Here is a 17,718-nt window from a genome sequence, read left to right as displayed (position 1 = left end):
CGTAAAGAATCAACAAATTATTTTACTTCTTCAAAATCTCCTGGTTTCCAAGTACCGTTAAAAGCTGCAGCTTCTGGTCCATATATACGGATATAAGCAAACCAACCTTTGTTTGGCAGTGTTTTTATCCATTGCCCTTCTTTACCTGCAGGAGCTTTTGGTCCAAAAAACAAATCAATGCTTTTTCCACCTATTTTATCTTTTAATTCAAATAGTGAACGTAAAGCGGCTTTGTTTTGATCTGTAAGAACTTGACTGCGGGTTTCTGCATCATAGATAGTAATAGACCAGAATAATTTGGCAGGAACTGGTGTTGGAATAGTCAACTTATAATTTTTACCTCCATCGACATATTTTCCTGTATTATCTTTAAGTCCAAGCCAGTATAATGAACCTGAGCCTTCTTTTCTTCTAAACATTGAAGGAGATGCCCCAATTGCCTGATAAAACCAAGTTTCACGACCGTCGAGATCTACATAGTCAGTAGTGTTAAAATCTCCATCCTCAAATCGAAGTGCTACCCATTCCCATTGGCGATCTTTCCAGACAATTCGGTCTGGACGGCGATCGGCAAACGATTGTACTCTCATTTGAGCATTGGCAATTTTTGCAGCTTTCTCAAGAATTTCTTTCATTCTCGCATCAGGTTTAAAAGCCTGTCCTTTTTTGATACCCAATACAGCAAGATCTCCATAGTAATTTCTGTAACCTTCAAAAGCAGGCTCACGCTGTATTACATCATTTAGATTTTCCCAATATTTGATGTTATTTTCCCAAGCAACGGGTGTTGTATTTTGCGGTTTATTGCTCAATTCCAGCCAATCTGGCTCTTTCCAATCTGTTGGTTTATTTAATGGATATACTTTTACTGTTTTAATTCGATCCATGGCCGCTTTAACATCTCCTCCAACAGGAAGAGAACGAATTCCAACAGTTAAATTATTTGAAGATGATTTCCAGACATGATATCCAGACGCAGGCACAACGCCTTTATAATCTGGTGAAAGCAGTAAATGTTTTCCTCCATTTCCTGCATCAGGTCCTGGAATCCCCATATCTGCTACCCAACGCTGGTTAACATCCATTGCAACAACAATCAGTGGACCTTTAGGGATATCAATGACCATTGGCCCTTTTGACAGATCAATTGGTATAGGGCCATAAGGAGTATCTGAATTTAATGTAAATCCAATTTGCCCCGGTTTTGTATCCAAAGTTCCAAATGAGCTGTTAGACTTTATTTTAATACTGTCATTTCCTTTTACTATTGCTTCTCCTGAAACCGTTGGATAGAAAAATTTATAAACTTGTATAGCACGAGTAAGATCGGCATCATCATAAGCTTTTTTAATGGTAGCTTCTGTCGGATAACCGCCAACAAATTCATATTGTTCTGAATTAGAAACAGCAGGAGTGTTAGAATCTTTTTTTATTTCAGATTCTTTCTTACAGGCGCTAATTACAAACAATAATAAAACATGATATAAAACTATTTTTTTCATAAAACTGATTATTAGATAATTATACATAAAACCAAAATCAAATTTAGGATGGATATCAGAATCATATTACTTTTTATAAGATATTTAGGTTTCAAATTATAATCTGCAACAAACTTTTAATCTAAAAGGCAAAAAAAAAGCTAAACTTTTCAGTTTAGCTTTTTTTTTGCCTTTTATAAACCTGATGTTTTATTATTTTTTTACAAATTCTGTATCACTCAAAGTCTTCATAAATGCAATGAGATTTATCTTTTCTTCTTCTGTGAGTGGCATCTTTTTTCCATTTTCTTTAAAAATCGGATCCAAATTATCGGCATCTAAAACACCATCATCAAAATAATCTAAAACAGATTTTAAAGTTGAAAACTGGCCAAAACTTCCATACGGAGCCGTATATTCGATATTTCTTAAAGTCGGAACTCGAAAACTCATAAAGTCTGATGAAACTCCTGTTACTCTAGCACGTCCCGCTTCATTAGTATCCGTATTTAAAGGAAAACCAATATTTCTAAAACTCTTATCCGTAAATAACTCTCCTGCATGGCAGCTCGCACATTTCTGCTGAAAGATTTGATAGCCTTTTAATTCACTTTCTGAAAAAGAGGTTTCTTTTCGTTTTACTTTATCATATTTGCTGTTGGCAGAAATCAGTGTGTATTCAAACTGTGCGATGCTTTTGTAAATTCTGTCCGGAGTAATGTTTTCATCACCAAAAGTTTTTCTAAATAAGTCTTTATATGATGCATCATCTTTAATTTTACCAATTACTTCCAAAATCGAAGAATCCATTTCTTCATGTGTGATAATAGGAACTAAAGGCTGTGTTTCAAGCTGTAATTTACTTCCGTCCCAATTGTAGAATTTCATAAAAGCCAAATTCTGAATCGAAGGTGTATTACGAAGTCCGATTCTGCCTTCAATTCCAACTGCTTGTGTTTTCTGATCTGTAAAAGCATTTTCCTGAATATGACAGCTGGAACAGGATATCGTATTATCTGCACTGAATCTTTTGTCTGAAAACAATTTTTCTCCTAATTCTACACCATATTGAGTGGGTTTGTTCTGACTTACAAAAGCATTCAGTTCCGGAAAATCAGCCGGAATTTTTAAATCAATTTCAGGATTATCAATAGCCAGCATTTCCGAATCTTCGTTATTACAGGAAGTCAGAAACAATATTGCTATTACGAAACCTAGTATTTTTTTCATTTTAAATGAATTTTAAAAATTGAACCGTTTAAACAGCTCTGGAAATAGGACACGGATTAAACGGATTCGCTATCGCGAAAACGCGGATTTGAACGGATTTTAAAAATCCGTGTTTATCCGTGACTTTACGAAGTAAATCCGTTTTATCCGCATACCCTTTTTTAGTTTTCTACAGCAGTCACAGAAAACATTCCTGTTATATCGCTTGATCCGTTTCCTCCCAAATTATCTACAAATTTTACCATTTGAGCTGCCGTGTGAACGTTTGGAGTGGCATTATCGTTCATTCCTGTTCCTGTAGAAAGTGTTATTGTATTGGTCTTACCGCTTAACAATTTGTCAAAATCGGCTTTAATTTTGATTTTAGGAGCTACACTTCCCACAACTGCATTTGTCGTCAGGTTTAAAGTCACATCTCTGTAAGCATTAACACCTTGTGTATAGTTTGGAGCAGTTCCTTCGACTGTGCTGCCTGTATGAATAGACATTGCTTTATTATCTGCATCATAAAAACCTTCAATTTTGGTAAAACGATAACCACTTCCCCATTCCCACATCATCGCTGTGTCATTTGCACCTGCCGCAGCATAGAAATTTGGAAATCTTACCTGATCTAAAGTATTTTGCTCTGCTTTGATCCCTAAACCAAATTTAATCTGCTTGTAAGTTGCTGAAGGTACATTGCTTAAAACATAACTTAAAGAAGCTGTTTTTGCCTGATCGATTACTGTTGCCCCTTTGTCCAAATCGTTTACATTATATGGAACTTCATCTCCGTTATCTTTTACCAGACGAATATTACTGATGACATATTTTAGTTCCGAAAAATGATGTACTTGCCCAGCTGCAGAAGTATTGGCTGTAGCCGAAGTCGAAGCTGCATTCCCTAAAACAATCGTAGTATTTTTGAAAGTATTATTGAATTCTAAGGTCACATTATTCGCTACTGGATTGTTATCATCGCTTGAACACGATACGAATCCCAAAGAAACAAGGGATAATAAAAAGTATTTTTTTAAATTTTGCATTTTTTGATATTTAAATTTTTGTAATTAATTATGCCTAAAAGATGCTTTTGGTACATCTTTTTCCATCCTAACTATAATAATTTTAAACACATAGAAACATAGATTTTATTTGACCTGATAAAGATGAAATAAAAATGACACGTCATTTAACAAATAACTATGTGTATTAATACAAGTGAAACGCCTATTTTCTACACTCCGAAAAACTATGTTTCTATGTGTTTAAATTAATTTTAATTTGATGAGCTAATCAGCAAATAGGCGGTGGTACAAAAATTTCGAGGCAAGGTTCTGTTTGGCCTGTCTCTTTGTAAATCAATACTTTTTTAGAATTTATTTCTTTAATAATATTCAATGTAAATTCAATTTCGGCAGTCAAAATAATGTCGATGTTTTTACTAATGCTATTTAGTTCTAAATCACTATTATTGTCTGATTTTTCCAGCTCTTTTTTCAAATGACATTTACCGTGACACTGCAATTCTGGTTTGGCTTTATTGACGCAGAATTCTTTTTCTATATTCTTTTGATTCAGCTTAAAGTGCACAATAATCAATGCCTGCTGGAAAGAAACCAACAGCAGCAAGATTATCATTGTGATACTAAAAACTTTTTTCATTATTATTAGAAATTGAATTTTAAAGAAGTGAAAATATTACGCCCCATTCTCGGAATATTTCCCCAGTCGGCGTAAGTGCTGTAGTATTCATTTAATAAATTTTCTGCTCCGACCTGAACTACGGTCTTCATTTGATTTATTTTGAATGAATAATTCGCAGAAAGATTCCAGATTACATAAGCTCCTGTCAAATCCTCTCCATATTCTGGACTATAATTGATCTGTTCAAAATCGCCATTTACAGAAGTCTGGATTCCGAAATTTTTATGCATAAAATGAAGTGAAGTCAAATAACTCAACGGACGAATAAAAGGCAGATTCCCGCCGTTATTATCCATGCCACGAGCATAAGTCAAAGTTCCGTTCCAATGTAAATGTTCTAAAATATCATAACTGGCATTAATCGACATATTCAAAAGCTTGGCATAATCTAATGAAGTATATCCTTTTACTCCAACCGATTGATAATTCATCGGACTTCCCATACTAAGTATTCTACCAATAATATAGTTTTCTATGTAGAAATAATTCAGTTTTCCTTGAATGCTTAATCTTTCGTTTTTGAAACCTGCCGATGCATTTCCTTCATACGAAATTTCATTTTTCAAATCAGGATTTCCGATATAATCGTAGCGATCAAAACTATTGTAAATATAGTAGCCATAGCCTTCAGAAACAGACGGCGCTCTATGTCCGTAACCCGTTCCGACTGAAAAATTAAATTGATCAATATTCAAATTGTAGCCAGCATGCAGACTCGGTAAAAATCTTGTTTTTTCCTGAGGTGCTCCCGGATGGAAAATCCAGTTGAATTCGACATATTTAGAGTAATTGTAATTCACACCCAAAGAACCACCTAAATTTACCTGACTTTTTTCCGAAAGTTCCCAAGAGTTATTCATCGAAAGTCCTGCATAACGAGTGGTAACCCAAGGCCAACTGTAAGCAAACATCGTTCTTTTGCTTCTATCCTGCGGATACATTCTCATTTCTGCAATCGAAAGATTATCGTAGGCGTTCAATTGTATTTCAGACGAATAACTATTCTTTTTCAAATTGGCTTTCGAAACCAAACCATAAGTCGTACTCCAGCCCGGCATATCCATGTGAACTAGATTTTCTGGACGTGTTGTATCATCCATATAATGTTCGATCGCGTTGAAATAAATTTTGGAATCAATCACTTTTACCAAACCATCTTCAAATAATTGTTTGTATGAAGCAGATGTAATTAAGGCACGAGAAAGCGATAAATCCATTGGAAGTGCTGGATATCCCACATCTTTTGCCATATCAAAAATAGCATCTAATCTAACTGCCGATAAATCACTTGTTTTATAAGCAAAACCTAATGATGTATTGAACTTTTTATATTGCGAATGTTTTACTTCATCATCATTTCCGTCATAATAATCAGCTGCTTTTCGATACGAAATACTTCCCTCAGCAACAAATTTTTCACCTGAATAAGCTACATTTCCAAGATTGAAAAATTGTTTGTTATTAAATTCGAAACCGCTTTGGTAAGCTCCGTTCCATTTTTTAGCAAGACCAAAAGTTGTGCTTTTTCTTTTTAAATCGATGCTTCCAGCAATAGTAGAACCGTGTAAACTTCCTTCCTGTCCTGATTTGATATCAATTGCCGAAAGATTATTGCTTTCTACATAAGACGTAATGGGATCCATTTTATCAGTACAAGCTCCAAAAATATGCATTCCGTCAATGGTTACTGTAGAACGTTCTGTGCTCATATTGTTCAACAATGGTTCCCACGCATAAGCACCACGTTTGATAAAACTGATATTATCTGCCGAAGACAAATACTCATCTACAGAAACCGCCATTTTCATTTCGGTTTCAATTTTCTTTTTGGCCGCACTTTTTACTTTTACTTCTTCTAAGTTTTTGATACTGTCGTGATGTGCATGAGAATTTTGAGCTTTTACTGACATTCCCAAAAAAAGTAACATTATTATATATTTCATGTTTTTAGAATAAAGTATCAATATATAGTTCGCTCTTCACGCCTTCTACTCCCGGCGTGAAATCGGTTGGAACTACAGTTCCTTTCAAAATCAATCCGTTTTGGTTCATTAGGATTAAATTCAAAGTCCAATTCCCTGTCATGGTATAATTGACAACACCATGATACAAACCATCATTCTGCTGTGTTAAATCCTGATTGTTTGGCGAAGAATGATTTCCCATTGAAGGTTCCGGCATTCTTGGATCTAATTTCAAAGTATAACCACTCACTTCTGAATACGAAAATTGTGTTGGATCTGGAAAAGTTCCAGCTGGACTTGTCGGTTTATTATACTTATAAATACCTGCAATCAATGGATTTTCGGCCACTTTTGGTTTCTGCGGAGAAATTAACGCAATTACATATTGTTCGTTATCTTTTCCTGTAAAAGTGGTCATATTCAAGTTTTTATTGCTCTGTTTTTCAACCGAAATATCTTTATTTATTTCATATTTCTGATTGTCAGCTTTAAAACTTATATATAATTTCCAACTATTTAAAGAAGCGCTTTCACTCGTAAAAACAGCATATCCGGCAAAATATTTGTTTGTCGCATCATACGATACATTGTATTTGTGCGGACAAGAACTCGAAGTATTTAGTATTGGTAAAAAAGTAACTTCAGATGCACTTACACTTTGATTGTTTTGTGTATTGCTAACTTTTAGATGAAGTTCGTTATAACCTTTATAAAAGGTTCCGTTTAAAGCTTCAATGCTAATTTTATAATTCCCGCTGGTTAACGAAACAGCTTCTTTAAACTCATAATATTCTGGAACTTGTGAACCGATTTCAGCTTCATAATCTGTTTTGTCGATTGTACAGGAAGTAATCGCGCCCGATAGTGCAATCACTAAAATTTTAAAAAATTTCATTGGTAATGAATGTTTGAAAAACGTTTTAAAATGCAGCATAAAACCATCCAATTAGGAAAGTCCAAATGCCGTGAAATTTTAATGGTGTTTTGAATTGAAAATGGATTTAAAGCATTTTCAATTGAAGGGATAAGATCAATTTTTGTATGAAAAACCAACGCAGATTCAAGTATTAAACTGAATTTCTACAATATTTAAAATATAGTAAGAAATACAAAATATTGCCTCTTTTTACATCGTTCCAAAAAAAAACAATGCCATTAGGATTTAAAAATAGAAAATGATCTCGAATTAAACGAGCGGAGGATGAAAAGTAAGATTAGAAGCCTTGATAGGTTTCTTTTCGAACAAAATAGAAGTATTTTCTTTTGATTCGATAACAGGAACTGTGTTGATCACAACTTCAGCCGTGTTTTGAACATAAACAAGCTCTAATTTTTCTTTTAGGCTGTCCTGCATTTTCTTTTCGTTATCAGAATATTTTTTGATGCTTTTTTGAAGTTCACATCGACCGTTACAATTGTTAAAAACCTGTTTGCGCTGTACACAAATCGTTTTTGCAATTTCTTCCTGGTTGATTTTGAAAGAAGCATATACAAACAAGCTTCCAAAGGAAGGAGATAAAATTAATATAGAAAGTGCTATGATAATTAACCTTTTCAACTGCTTGTTACTTGTTTTGAGCGCAAAAATACATCATTTTTATATTTGTTTTAACTAAAACTGTTTTTTTATTGGATTTAACTTCAGTCAAAAAGTTGTTCTATAAGCTATCTAGTACAATTTCAGCGGCTTTACTTTCTACCAGCTGCACATTAAAGCCCAAGTCTTTAGCGGTTCGAACAGTTGGATCGTTGGCCATATTGTTCATCATGCCCATAATGGTTAGATTTTCAATCTGGTTATTCTTTAAGAAGTCGTATAAACTGGTTTCTATAAAACTATTGGGATTATTTTTAACGATTACTGTTTCTCCTTCTAAAGGTCTAACCTCTTCATATATTTCGGCTCCGTAAGTACCCGAAACAAAATAAGATGCATTTTTATGAACTGCAATATACTGGATATGAATAATGGTTCTTCGTTTCTTTCTAAATATGTCCAGAACCTTTTTTGCTTCAGAAGCTGCTTCATAACTTCCTTGAAACTCCATTTTACCTTTATAGAAATAATCATTTTGGATGTCCAATAGCAATAATGCCGATTTGGTATATTTTCTTTTCATTACAGTATATTACTTTTTAAAATCTAAAAAAATACTGCTGGTTCCAGATGCTAACTTCCATCCAAATCTATTACATACATTAAAAAGCAAATATACTCCGGACCCCTCTAGAGCCTGCCATGAACAGGATTGGTTTAATGTATTTAAGGAAATAAAAAATTGGGAGAAATTGTGCAGCTTTTGACGAAACCAGCAGCCCAACAAAAAAAGCTTTAAAACAAAAACTAATCCTTTCTATTCAAAAACTTAGACGCGAAACTAGTCATTTGAAAGAGGTAAAAATCGAGTGTTTCTTTACCAATTACGTAATAAGTAAAATATTTCTCTGGCAGAAAAATCGTAAACAACTGAATTAAAACCTTTTAAAAACCAATCACCTTTTTGGGGTCTAAAATGCCTATTACAGGTCAAAGTTCTTCTATTTGATGCAAATCAATAAAACTAATAACACATAAAAATTTAATGTTGTTAAGAAAACAAATACCATACTGTATTTTGAAAAATTATACCTACATTTCCCTTTTTACTATACTAAAATTATATTGACAAAACAGAATATATATTTTTAATATAAAACTGTTCGTTCTAAATTATAACTAAATACCACATGCAATTCAAAAATACGCTCCTCTTTGCCTTTTTCTTTTCTTTTTATATGGGTTATTCCCAAGATTCGTTTGAAAATATTTATACCGAAACTTATCAGGTTTTATTGAGTTCAAATCCTAAAAAGGCTTTGAACAATACGGATTATTTATACAATATCGCAAAAAATAATTCAGACAAAATAAAAACTCGTATGCTGAAAGCGCATATTTTGTATCAGTACGGAATTAATAATGAAGCTATTAATGCTCTAAAGCAAGCAGATAGTTTGGCATTAAGGGGTAAAGATTTTGCCCTCCTAGCAAAAATATATGGTTTCATGGCATCACTTTATCGTGAAAGTGAAGTTTATGATACTGGAAAAACTTATCTTAATAAAGCTGTAGCTACTAGTAAAAAAATCAAAGCCCCAAGTGAAATGTATCGTTTTCAGGGGAATTTATCTCAAGAACTTGCCTGTTATGAGTTACTTGATTCTAATTATTCGAAAGCCATTTTACATCTCAAAAAAGGAATTCAATTGTTTGAAAAAGCGGCAAAGGTAAGTGACAAAAATTATCAAATAGCCATCAATGACGAACTTATTGCCCGAAACTATCTCGAACTGCACAAAACAGATTCTGCATTGTATCATTACGAAAAAGCTGATAAAGAGCTGAAAGAATCTTTATCTTTTGACAATCCTTTAAAAGGATTCATTTATAATGGAATGGCGAATGTATATCTTGAAATGAAAAACTATAAAAAAGCACTAACTCATTATAAAAAAGCGGAAGAAATTGCTGAAAAATCAGATTATTCGGCATTAAAACAAGAGGTTTACACTTCGATGATGGAATTTTACAAAAAGACCGATTCTAAAAAATATATCACTTACAATGAAAAGAACTTAAAACTGACCAAAGCCGATAATGATAATAAAAAAGTTATTGCTGATGATTTGATTAAATCGATTCGAAAAAGTCATCAAGACAGTAAAACACAATATCAAAAATATAAATTCATTGTCATCGGAATTTGTGTTTTCTTTATTTTAGCGACAATAACGGTCTACATATTTAAGAGAAAACAAGATCATAAAAAAATCAAAGCTTTTATTGAAAATAGCAATACTTCATCTATCATTGAAAATGTGACAGAAACGAAAAAAGATGCCTCAAAAGAATACATGTCTGAAGCTACTGAAAATGCGATTTTAGAAAACATAAAAGATTTTGAGAACTCTTATTCGTTCCTTAATAAAACCCTGTCTCTCAATTCGGTTGCATCAGAATTGAATATTAACCATCGTTATCTTTCCTATGTTGTTAATAAACATAAATCAAAAGATTTTGCTGGATATATCAATGAATTACGAATCAATTATATTGTTGATCGTTTAAAAAGTGATCCAAGTTATTTAAAATATAAAATTAGTTATCTGGCAGATCAGGCAGGTTTTGCTTCGCACACCCGATTTACTATTACTTTCAAGAAAATTACCGGGGTTTCTCCTTTGGCTTTTATTACTTATCTACAAAATAATACTGACGAAGAATAAGATTGTACTATTTACCGAGAATGATTCATTATAAAGAATTTAGAGTGTTTTTCTATATTGCTTATTATTGTATTTAGGCAAGGAAATAGTGTTAAGAAAAGATCATTTCTAATTACGAAATCTTTTTCTTTCATTACAGATATCAACAGAATTTGCTAAAACTGATTTTAACAAAATTATCGCCATTATTTTGACCATATTCTTCAAAATGATGCGAAAAATTCGAAATATTATCCAATCAACTGATAAAAGTTATAGATTTGCTCCAAAAACAATAGCAATTTTATTCCTTAAATGGAGAATACCACATCAGATATTTTATTATGGCAGCAGATTAAAAAAGGTGACATTACCGCCTTTGAGAAGCTGTATGATAGCTATGCTGATGTTTTACTTACTTTTGCTTTACAATATACTAACGAAACTTCGATTGCTAAAGATGCTATTCATGATGTGTTTTTAGATATTTACAAATACCGAAGCGGTCTTGCCGAAAGTGTCAATGTAAAATCGTATTTGTTTAAAATCACACAGCGAAATGTTTTAAAAAAACATAAAGCTTCTCAGAAAATATTCTCTTTAAGCTCTGATTACGATTCGGTTATCTTGAAAGAACTCTCTTTTGAAGACACTTTAATTGAGGAAGAAAACCATCAAGCGCTAAACTCCAAACTAGCCTTTGCGATGGAAGAACTTACCGATAAACAACGTAAAGCTTTATTCTACAGATTTAACGAAGACAAACCTTATGAAGAAATTGCTTCTATTTTAGGCATTTCTATTGAGTCTTGCAGAACACTGATATACAGGTGTTTGAAAGATTTAAGAAAAAAACTTTAAAAAAAGGTTATTTTTTATGTCTATGTTTTACAAGAGTCGTTCTCTTAGTATTATATACCCCATAAAAACATCGCCTTGCAAATTAATTTTAATAAAATATCGAACGATGAAAAAGATTCTTTAAAGAATCAAATTCGTCACGGACTAATCGAGCTGGAACAAAAAGAAACCAGACGCAGGAAAAAGAAAAGATTAATCGCCTTTTCTGCCGCTGCAAGTGTAGCGCTTCTAGCTGGATTATTCATAAACAGAACTCCAGAAAGCAAACCTAAAACCGATTTAGAGCTTTTTGCTGAAAAAGGAACAACAACTGAATCTAATGCAGACTTAGAAGATATCTCTCTTGTACTGCAAGATCAGAAAACTATTGCTGTACAAGACAGTTCTATCATCAGCTATGAAAAAAACGGTAAAAAAGTGACGGTTGGAGAACAAGCTATCAATACCAACTCGAATAGTTCTTCTTTTAATACGGTTAGAGTGCCTTACGGAAAAAGAACTCAAATCGTTTTAACTGACGGAACAACCGTTTGGCTGAATTCAGGTTCTTCTTTAATTTACCCAACTCAATTTGACGGATCGATTCGTGAAGTGTATTTAACTGGTGAAGCCGCTTTTGATGTAGCACATAATAAAGCCAAACCTTTTTTTGTAAAAACAAAAGAATGCAATGTGCGCGTACTGGGAACAGTTTTCAATGTGAGTTCTTATCCTGAAGACGAAACGATTCAAACCGCTTTATTACAAGGAAAAGTCCGAATTACCTACAACAAAAAAGGACTGTTAAACAATAAAGAAATTCAGGAAGATTTAACGCCTGGAATGATTGCCACAATCAATAAAGATCAAAAACAGCTTAAAGTTGAGCGAAAAGATGTGGCTTCGATATTGTCTTGGAGAGAAGGTTATTTTTCTTTCAAAAGCCAGTCTTTGAATACCATTTTAGGGAAACTTTCAAAATATTATAAAATTGAATTTATAAAAGGAGAAAATTTAAATCTTGACGCCAATTACTCCGGCTCATTTGCTTTAAATGAAAACCTTAATTCACTGGCTAGTACTTTAGCGAGTATTACCAACAGCAACTGTACTGTTAACGCAAACCAAAGAACTATTACAATTAAATAAATAAAAAAGTCAATTCTAAAACCACCAAAGCCTATGATATAAGACCAGAAATAAACATATCAACCTTATTTGTAAAAACTAACCAAAAAAAAACCAAAAGATGTTGGAACCATCTTTTGGCATTGTAGAACTGTAGTCAACGCTAATTGACTATCTCTTAAATTCAAAACAAAATTATGAATAAAAAACATAATTCAGAAAAGTATTTTTCTGGACGATACCACTATTACCTATATCTGCTGCTTATGAGATCTGTTACTGCATTTATCTGGATAAGTATGTGTAGTTTATATGCGAACCCTTCTTTAGGACAAAATAAAATACATGTTCGTTTCAAGAACACGCCACTAACTGAAGTTTTTTCTACTCTAGAAAAACAGACTAATTATGTCTTCTTTTATAATGATGACGTGCTTAAATCTGCCAATACGATTACATTGGACAAAGATGCGACTTTAGAAGAAATTTTAAATAATGCTTTAAGAAGCAACAATCTTACTTTTGATATTATTGATAAACAAGTTGTTGTCAAAAAAAATAAAAAGAAAGCAGAACAACTGGAATATGAATTAACCGGGAAAGTAACCGATAAAAAGGGTGCACCGCTTGTTGGTGTAAACGTAATTTTAAAAGGAAAACAAAGCTGGGATATTACAAGAAAAGAAGGTGAATACCGAATGATGGTTTCTCCTTATGATACGATTATTTTCAGTTCTTTAGGATATAAGACTATAACGGTTGCCGTTAACAATAAAAGAGTGATCGACGCAACACTGGTACCAGATGTTATGGAACTTCATTCTGTTGAAATTCCTGCTTCTAACGGTTATACTGAAATTCCAAAAGAAAGAGCTACTGGTGCTATAGAAGTAATAGGCGCCAAAGATATTGCTAAAGTTCCTACTGTAGATATTAATGCAAGATTAGAAGGAAAAATCGCTGGTGTTATGGTTGATCCAAGAACTGGAAACATAAGCGTTAGAGGTACAACTAGTTACAGTGGCACTTCACAACCGCTAGTTGTTATTGATGGTTTTCCGCAGTCCATGAATGATTTTGCTTTTAGCAGAAGAGGTGTTTCTGGATCTTCAATTTTGAGTTTCTTAAATCCTGATGACATTGAAAACATTACTGTTCTGAAAGACGCTGCGGCAGCTTCTATCTGGGGTTCGAGAGCCGCTAACGGAGTTATTGTGGTAACTACTAAAAAAGGAAGAAAATCTGAAGAACCCGTTGTAAGCTTCAGTACAACCACAACTTTTGGCGAAAAAATGGATCTTTCTAAATTGAGAGTCATGAATACCGCTCAATATGTCGATTATGAAAAAGACCTTGTAAACGGAGGATTTGTTGCTGATAATATCTCGAACTGGCAGGCGGCCAACCCAAGTGCTGCACAGGAAATTATGTTTAGAGAAAAAAGAGGCGAAATTACCACAGCACAAAGAGACCAAATGCTGTCATCGCTTTCTCAAAGAGATAATTTAGGTCAGATTAACAAATATCTGCTTCAAAATTCGATCACAAAGCAATACGATTTCTCTGTTTCTGGAGGAACTGATAAAAGCACGTATTACTTAGGTTTAGGTTATAATGAAGACGATGCCGCAATGAAGGCCAACAACTCTAAATCGTATAACGTTACCTTAAACAACACATTCAAATTAAAGAGTTTCTTAAGATTAGAAACGGGTGTTAATTACCTTTCATCAAAATACCAGACAAACATTACTGCAAATGAAGCTTTATCAAATGTTTCTACTTCTGCATTGAGACCTTATGATATGTTGGTGGACGAAAATGGAAACAGTTTAGATTATTATATCAAATTTAGACCAGAAGTAATTCAGGATTTTGATTCAAAAGGATATCTTCCTTGGACGTATAATTATATCGATCAGCTTGGTTTTTCTAATGTTAATACAAATGGCGAAAATATCAGACTGAATGCAAGATTAGTGGCAACTATTACCTCTTGGTTAAATGTAGAAACTTCAGGTATGTATACTTCTATCTTCAGTAAAACCAGAACACTGAACGAATTAGAAAGTTACTATACCAGAAACATGATTAACGAAGCTACTTCTATAGCAAATGGAAAATTAGTTTATGGAGTTCCTCTTGGTGCTACTTTAGGAGATACCAATCAAAAGAATGAATCGCAGAGTTTACGTTTTCAAATGAACATTAATAAATCATTCAATGAAAATAATTCTTTAAACTTTTTGGCTGGCGCCGAAACTAGAGAAGAACGCAGAGAAGGTTCTACACAAACACGTTATGGTTATAATACCGATACTAATTCGAACACAGCAGTAAACCCAACACAATATTACAATACCGTTTACGGCTGGTCAACTTATATAGGAAACTTTGACACTAGTATTAGTAAATACAGAGACCGCTATTTGTCTTACTACGCTCTTGGATCTTATGATTTTAAAAACAGATACCACCTTTCTGGAAGTGTTCGTTTTGACGATTACAATTTACTTGGTGCTTCTAGAAGAAATAGAGCTTTGCCATTATGGTCTGTTGGGGCAAAATGGGATGTTAACAAAGAAAGTTTCTTAAAAGATGTCAGCTGGTTAAGCACTCTTTCTACTCGTGTCACTTATGGTAAAGCTGGAAGCGCTCCTGCGGGAGGATATGGAAGCAATAATGCTATTATTGGTTTAGGAGGTATTGATTTTTATACGCAATTGCCAACAGGAACAATATCATTACCAGAAAATCCATACATCAAATGGGAAACTACCGCTACTTTTAACGTTGGTTTAGATTACGGTGTTTTTAACAACAGACTTCGCGGTAATGTTGATGTTTATTACAAAAAGACAAACGACATCATTACAAATCTTCCTTTTAACCCTACTTACGGATGGGCTTTTTTAAGATATAATGCAGGAACTCTAGATGGGAATGGTGTTGACTTAGGATTAAGCGGAACAATTTTCAATGGAAAATTTAAATGGAACAGTTCATTTAATTTTGCCTACACTAACAATGAAGTTACCGATTCTAGATTTAATGCAACAGCTGCCAATCAGTATTTTGGAGGCTCCCCTATTACAGGACTAAATGTGAGTTATTTATATGCATACAGATGGGCAGGATTAGACAGTAATGGACAATCTCAGATTTATGCTAAAGACGGTAGTATTATAAATTCTTCTCAAGGAATTAATGCTGTAAGCAAAGATGACCTAAAATATATGGGAACTACAGTTGCACCTTACTTTGGAGGATTCATGAACGACTTCTCATTCAAAAATTTCAATTTAGGAGTTCAGGTTACGTATTTTATGGGAGCTGTATTTAGAAATCAACTAATGCAGAACTATCCATCTTACAGCGGTGTTCAATATGGTGCAGTTGCTAAAGATGAAATTATTGCAGATCGTTGGAGACAGCCTGGCGATGAAGCGACAACAAATGTCCCTGGATTGACAAACATTAACTATAATAGTTTGAATCGTTTTCAAAATTCAGATATTAATGTTTTATCTGCTGATAATATTCGTTTGCAACAAATTTCATTGGGTTATACAGTACCAAATGAGTGGTTGGAAAAAACATTTTTCAAATCGTTGAGTTTCAATTTTGCAGCAAGAAACCTAGGATTGTTATGGGTAAGAAATGACGAGGGAATTGACCCGCAATATCTTTCTTCAAACAATTATAACACTCTTGCTCCACAGCGTACGTATACGTTACAATTTAATTGCAGCTTTTAATTAAAAAAGAACTTATTATGAAATTTTTGAAAATCACATTATATATCATTTTACCATTATTGCTGCTAAACTCCTGCAGGGATTATGTTGAAGTTGAACCTGTTGGAAACAATAGAGTTTTAAAATACACATCAGATTACCGAGCATTAGTAAATGGCTACAGCACTTACAGTGGTTCTGGAGGAATGTATCTTCTTTCTAACGCCGATGTAGACTTTCCTACAGCTTACCAAAATCAGGTATCTACAATCTGGGCAAACAGTTATACCTGGAAATCTAGAATTTTTGATGAATCTCAGGGAGACTCTGACTGGATCAATTTATACCGAACTATTTATTACAATAATGCGATCATTAAAGGTGTAATGACAAGCGAAAAAGGAACTGAAGCAGAGAAAAAACAAATCTATGCAGAAGCCTTGGTACACAGAGCATTTGCTTATTTACAGCTTGTAAATATCTACGGCCCTCAATTTGACCCAGCTACTGCAAACTCTGAAAAAGCTGTACCGCTTTTAGTGACGCCAGAATTGTTTTCGTCATTAGAAAGAAGTTCTGTTGATGTCGTTTACAAACAAATCCTTTCTGATTTACAAGGTGCTTTAGCAAACGATCTTGTAGATACTCCAGATTTCAACGTACTACCTTCAAAGAAAGCTGTTTATGGAATTTTAGCCCGTACGTATTTGTACATGGGACAATACCAATTGAGTTTGGATAATGCCGAAAAAGCCTTAAACATGCAAAACGGATTAATCGATTTAAACTCTTTTGCTACGGCTTACAGCTACCCGGTTTTATTAAGCAATCCAGAAGTGATTTTTTCTAAAACCTTACTGACGACTTACAACGGAGCACCATTAGCTCAAGATTTATTGAATAGTTTCAGCAGTAACGATTTACGTTACAACTATTACACCATTGCAGGAAGTAACTTCTTTCCTTCGCATACTGGAAGAGGTTTTGGAATTGCCACGTACAGCTTTACTAATGGAATCAACATTGGAGTTTCTGTTCCTGAAATGTACTTAACTGCCGCTGAGTGTTATGCCAGATTAGGACAACCTCAAAAAGCGGTCGATTACCTAAACATTTTAAGAGCCAAAAGATACAAAACAGGTTCTGCGTATCAAGTAAGTGCAACTACCAATACGGAAGCTTTAAATCTAGTTTTGACAGAAAGACAAAAAGAATTCATTGGAAGAGGATTCCGTTGGTTCGATCAGCGTCGTTTAAACTTAGATCCAAATTTCCAGAAAACCTATACAAGGGTTTTCAAAAACGAAACCTTTACTCTAGCTCCTAATAGCGCTGGATATGTATTCCCAATCCACCAAAATTATATCGATCTAAACCCTGAATTAGGGAAATAAAAAAACGTAC

13 protein-coding genes are annotated in these 17,718 nt (G+C 33.7%); 5 read left to right on the top strand and 8 right to left on the bottom strand.

Annotated features, from left to right (window positions below):
• Nucleotides 1–17: 17 nt before the first annotated feature.
• The 8 genes from P2W65_RS16165 to P2W65_RS16130 all read right to left on the bottom strand — a co-directional run bounded on the left by P2W65_RS16165 (nt 18) and on the right by P2W65_RS16130 (nt 8,484).
• Nucleotides 18–1,502: a DUF1254 domain-containing protein gene (locus P2W65_RS16165; RefSeq protein ID WP_289659072.1), complete on the bottom strand. Its 1,485-nt coding sequence runs from the start codon at nt 1,500–1,502 to the stop codon at nt 18–20.
• 192 nt (nt 1,503–1,694) lie between these two features.
• The gene (locus P2W65_RS16160; protein ID WP_289659070.1) at nt 1,695–2,711 is read right to left on the bottom strand and encodes a cytochrome-c peroxidase; all 1,017 of its coding nucleotides are present in this window, start codon (nt 2,709–2,711) and stop codon (nt 1,695–1,697) included.
• A 161-nt stretch (nt 2,712–2,872) separates the two neighbouring features.
• Entirely contained in the window at nt 2,873–3,739 is an 867-nt protein-coding gene (locus tag P2W65_RS16155; RefSeq protein ID WP_289659068.1) for an MbnP family protein, read from the bottom strand.
• Nucleotides 3,740–3,989: 250 nt separating this feature from the next.
• Nucleotides 3,990–4,358 (bottom strand): hypothetical protein, encoded by a 369-nt coding sequence (locus P2W65_RS16150; RefSeq protein WP_179003609.1) that lies wholly within the window; start codon nt 4,356–4,358, stop codon nt 3,990–3,992.
• 5 nt (nt 4,359–4,363) lie between these two features.
• Nucleotides 4,364–6,343 (bottom strand): TonB-dependent receptor plug domain-containing protein, encoded by a 1,980-nt coding sequence (locus tag P2W65_RS16145; RefSeq protein WP_289659066.1) that lies wholly within the window; start codon nt 6,341–6,343, stop codon nt 4,364–4,366.
• A gap of 4 nt (nt 6,344–6,347) precedes the next feature.
• Nucleotides 6,348–7,259, bottom strand: coding sequence for a hypothetical protein (locus P2W65_RS16140; protein WP_289659064.1), 912 nt, complete (start codon nt 7,257–7,259; stop codon nt 6,348–6,350).
• 291 nt (nt 7,260–7,550) lie between these two features.
• Nucleotides 7,551–7,922 (bottom strand): hypothetical protein, encoded by a 372-nt coding sequence (locus P2W65_RS16135; RefSeq protein WP_289659062.1) that lies wholly within the window; start codon nt 7,920–7,922, stop codon nt 7,551–7,553.
• Between the two features lie 100 nt (nt 7,923–8,022).
• Entirely contained in the window at nt 8,023–8,484 is a 462-nt protein-coding gene (locus P2W65_RS16130) for an isochorismatase family protein (protein WP_289659060.1), read from the bottom strand.
• A gap of 607 nt (nt 8,485–9,091) precedes the next feature.
• Here P2W65_RS16130 and P2W65_RS16125 point away from each other — a divergent pair.
• The 5 genes from P2W65_RS16125 to P2W65_RS16105 all read left to right on the top strand — a co-directional run bounded on the left by P2W65_RS16125 (nt 9,092) and on the right by P2W65_RS16105 (nt 17,708).
• Complete coding sequence (locus P2W65_RS16125) at nt 9,092–10,630, top strand: tetratricopeptide repeat protein (RefSeq protein WP_289659058.1); 1,539 nt, start codon at nt 9,092–9,094, stop codon at nt 10,628–10,630.
• 294 nt (nt 10,631–10,924) lie between these two features.
• Nucleotides 10,925–11,470 (top strand): RNA polymerase sigma factor, encoded by a 546-nt coding sequence (locus P2W65_RS16120; RefSeq protein WP_289659056.1) that lies wholly within the window; start codon nt 10,925–10,927, stop codon nt 11,468–11,470.
• Nucleotides 11,471–11,545: 75 nt separating this feature from the next.
• On the top strand, nt 11,546–12,598 hold the full coding sequence (locus tag P2W65_RS16115) for a FecR family protein (RefSeq protein ID WP_289659054.1): 1,053 nt from the start codon (nt 11,546–11,548) through the stop codon (nt 12,596–12,598).
• Between the two features lie 176 nt (nt 12,599–12,774).
• Nucleotides 12,775–16,335, top strand: a complete 3,561-nt coding sequence (locus P2W65_RS16110) for a SusC/RagA family TonB-linked outer membrane protein (RefSeq protein WP_289659052.1) — start codon at nt 12,775–12,777, stop codon at nt 16,333–16,335.
• A gap of 17 nt (nt 16,336–16,352) precedes the next feature.
• Nucleotides 16,353–17,708, top strand: coding sequence for a RagB/SusD family nutrient uptake outer membrane protein (locus P2W65_RS16105; protein WP_289659050.1), 1,356 nt, complete (start codon nt 16,353–16,355; stop codon nt 17,706–17,708).
• Nucleotides 17,709–17,718: the final 10 nt, after the last annotated feature.

Origin of the sequence: Flavobacterium panacagri (assembly GCF_030378165.1) — a bacterium.
Classification (GTDB): domain Bacteria; phylum Bacteroidota; class Bacteroidia; order Flavobacteriales; family Flavobacteriaceae; genus Flavobacterium; species Flavobacterium panacagri.
Note: the sequence above shows the minus strand (reverse complement) of the source record. Positions and strands in the feature narration are given on the sequence as shown.

What these genes read in the sequence shown, in the direction of transcription:
- P2W65_RS16165 (WP_289659072.1), bottom strand. Translation starts at nt 1,502, where the DNA reads ATGAAAAAAATAGTTTTATATCATGTTTTATTATTGTTTGTAATTAGC.
- P2W65_RS16160 (WP_289659070.1), bottom strand. Translation starts at nt 2,711, where the DNA reads ATGAAAAAAATACTAGGTTTCGTAATAGCAATATTGTTTCTGACTTCC.
- P2W65_RS16155 (WP_289659068.1), bottom strand. Translation starts at nt 3,739, where the DNA reads ATGCAAAATTTAAAAAAATACTTTTTATTATCCCTTGTTTCTTTGGGA.
- P2W65_RS16150 (WP_179003609.1), bottom strand. Translation starts at nt 4,358, where the DNA reads ATGAAAAAAGTTTTTAGTATCACAATGATAATCTTGCTGCTGTTGGTT.
- P2W65_RS16145 (WP_289659066.1), bottom strand. Translation starts at nt 6,343, where the DNA reads ATGAAATATATAATAATGTTACTTTTTTTGGGAATGTCAGTAAAAGCT.
- P2W65_RS16140 (WP_289659064.1), bottom strand. Translation starts at nt 7,259, where the DNA reads ATGAAATTTTTTAAAATTTTAGTGATTGCACTATCGGGCGCGATTACT.
- P2W65_RS16130 (WP_289659060.1), bottom strand. Translation starts at nt 8,484, where the DNA reads ATGAAAAGAAAATATACCAAATCGGCATTATTGCTATTGGACATCCAA.
- P2W65_RS16125 (WP_289659058.1), top strand. Translation starts at nt 9,092, where the DNA reads ATGCAATTCAAAAATACGCTCCTCTTTGCCTTTTTCTTTTCTTTTTAT.
- P2W65_RS16120 (WP_289659056.1), top strand. Translation starts at nt 10,925, where the DNA reads ATGGAGAATACCACATCAGATATTTTATTATGGCAGCAGATTAAAAAA.
- P2W65_RS16110 (WP_289659052.1), top strand. Translation starts at nt 12,775, where the DNA reads ATGAATAAAAAACATAATTCAGAAAAGTATTTTTCTGGACGATACCAC.
- P2W65_RS16105 (WP_289659050.1), top strand. Translation starts at nt 16,353, where the DNA reads ATGAAATTTTTGAAAATCACATTATATATCATTTTACCATTATTGCTG.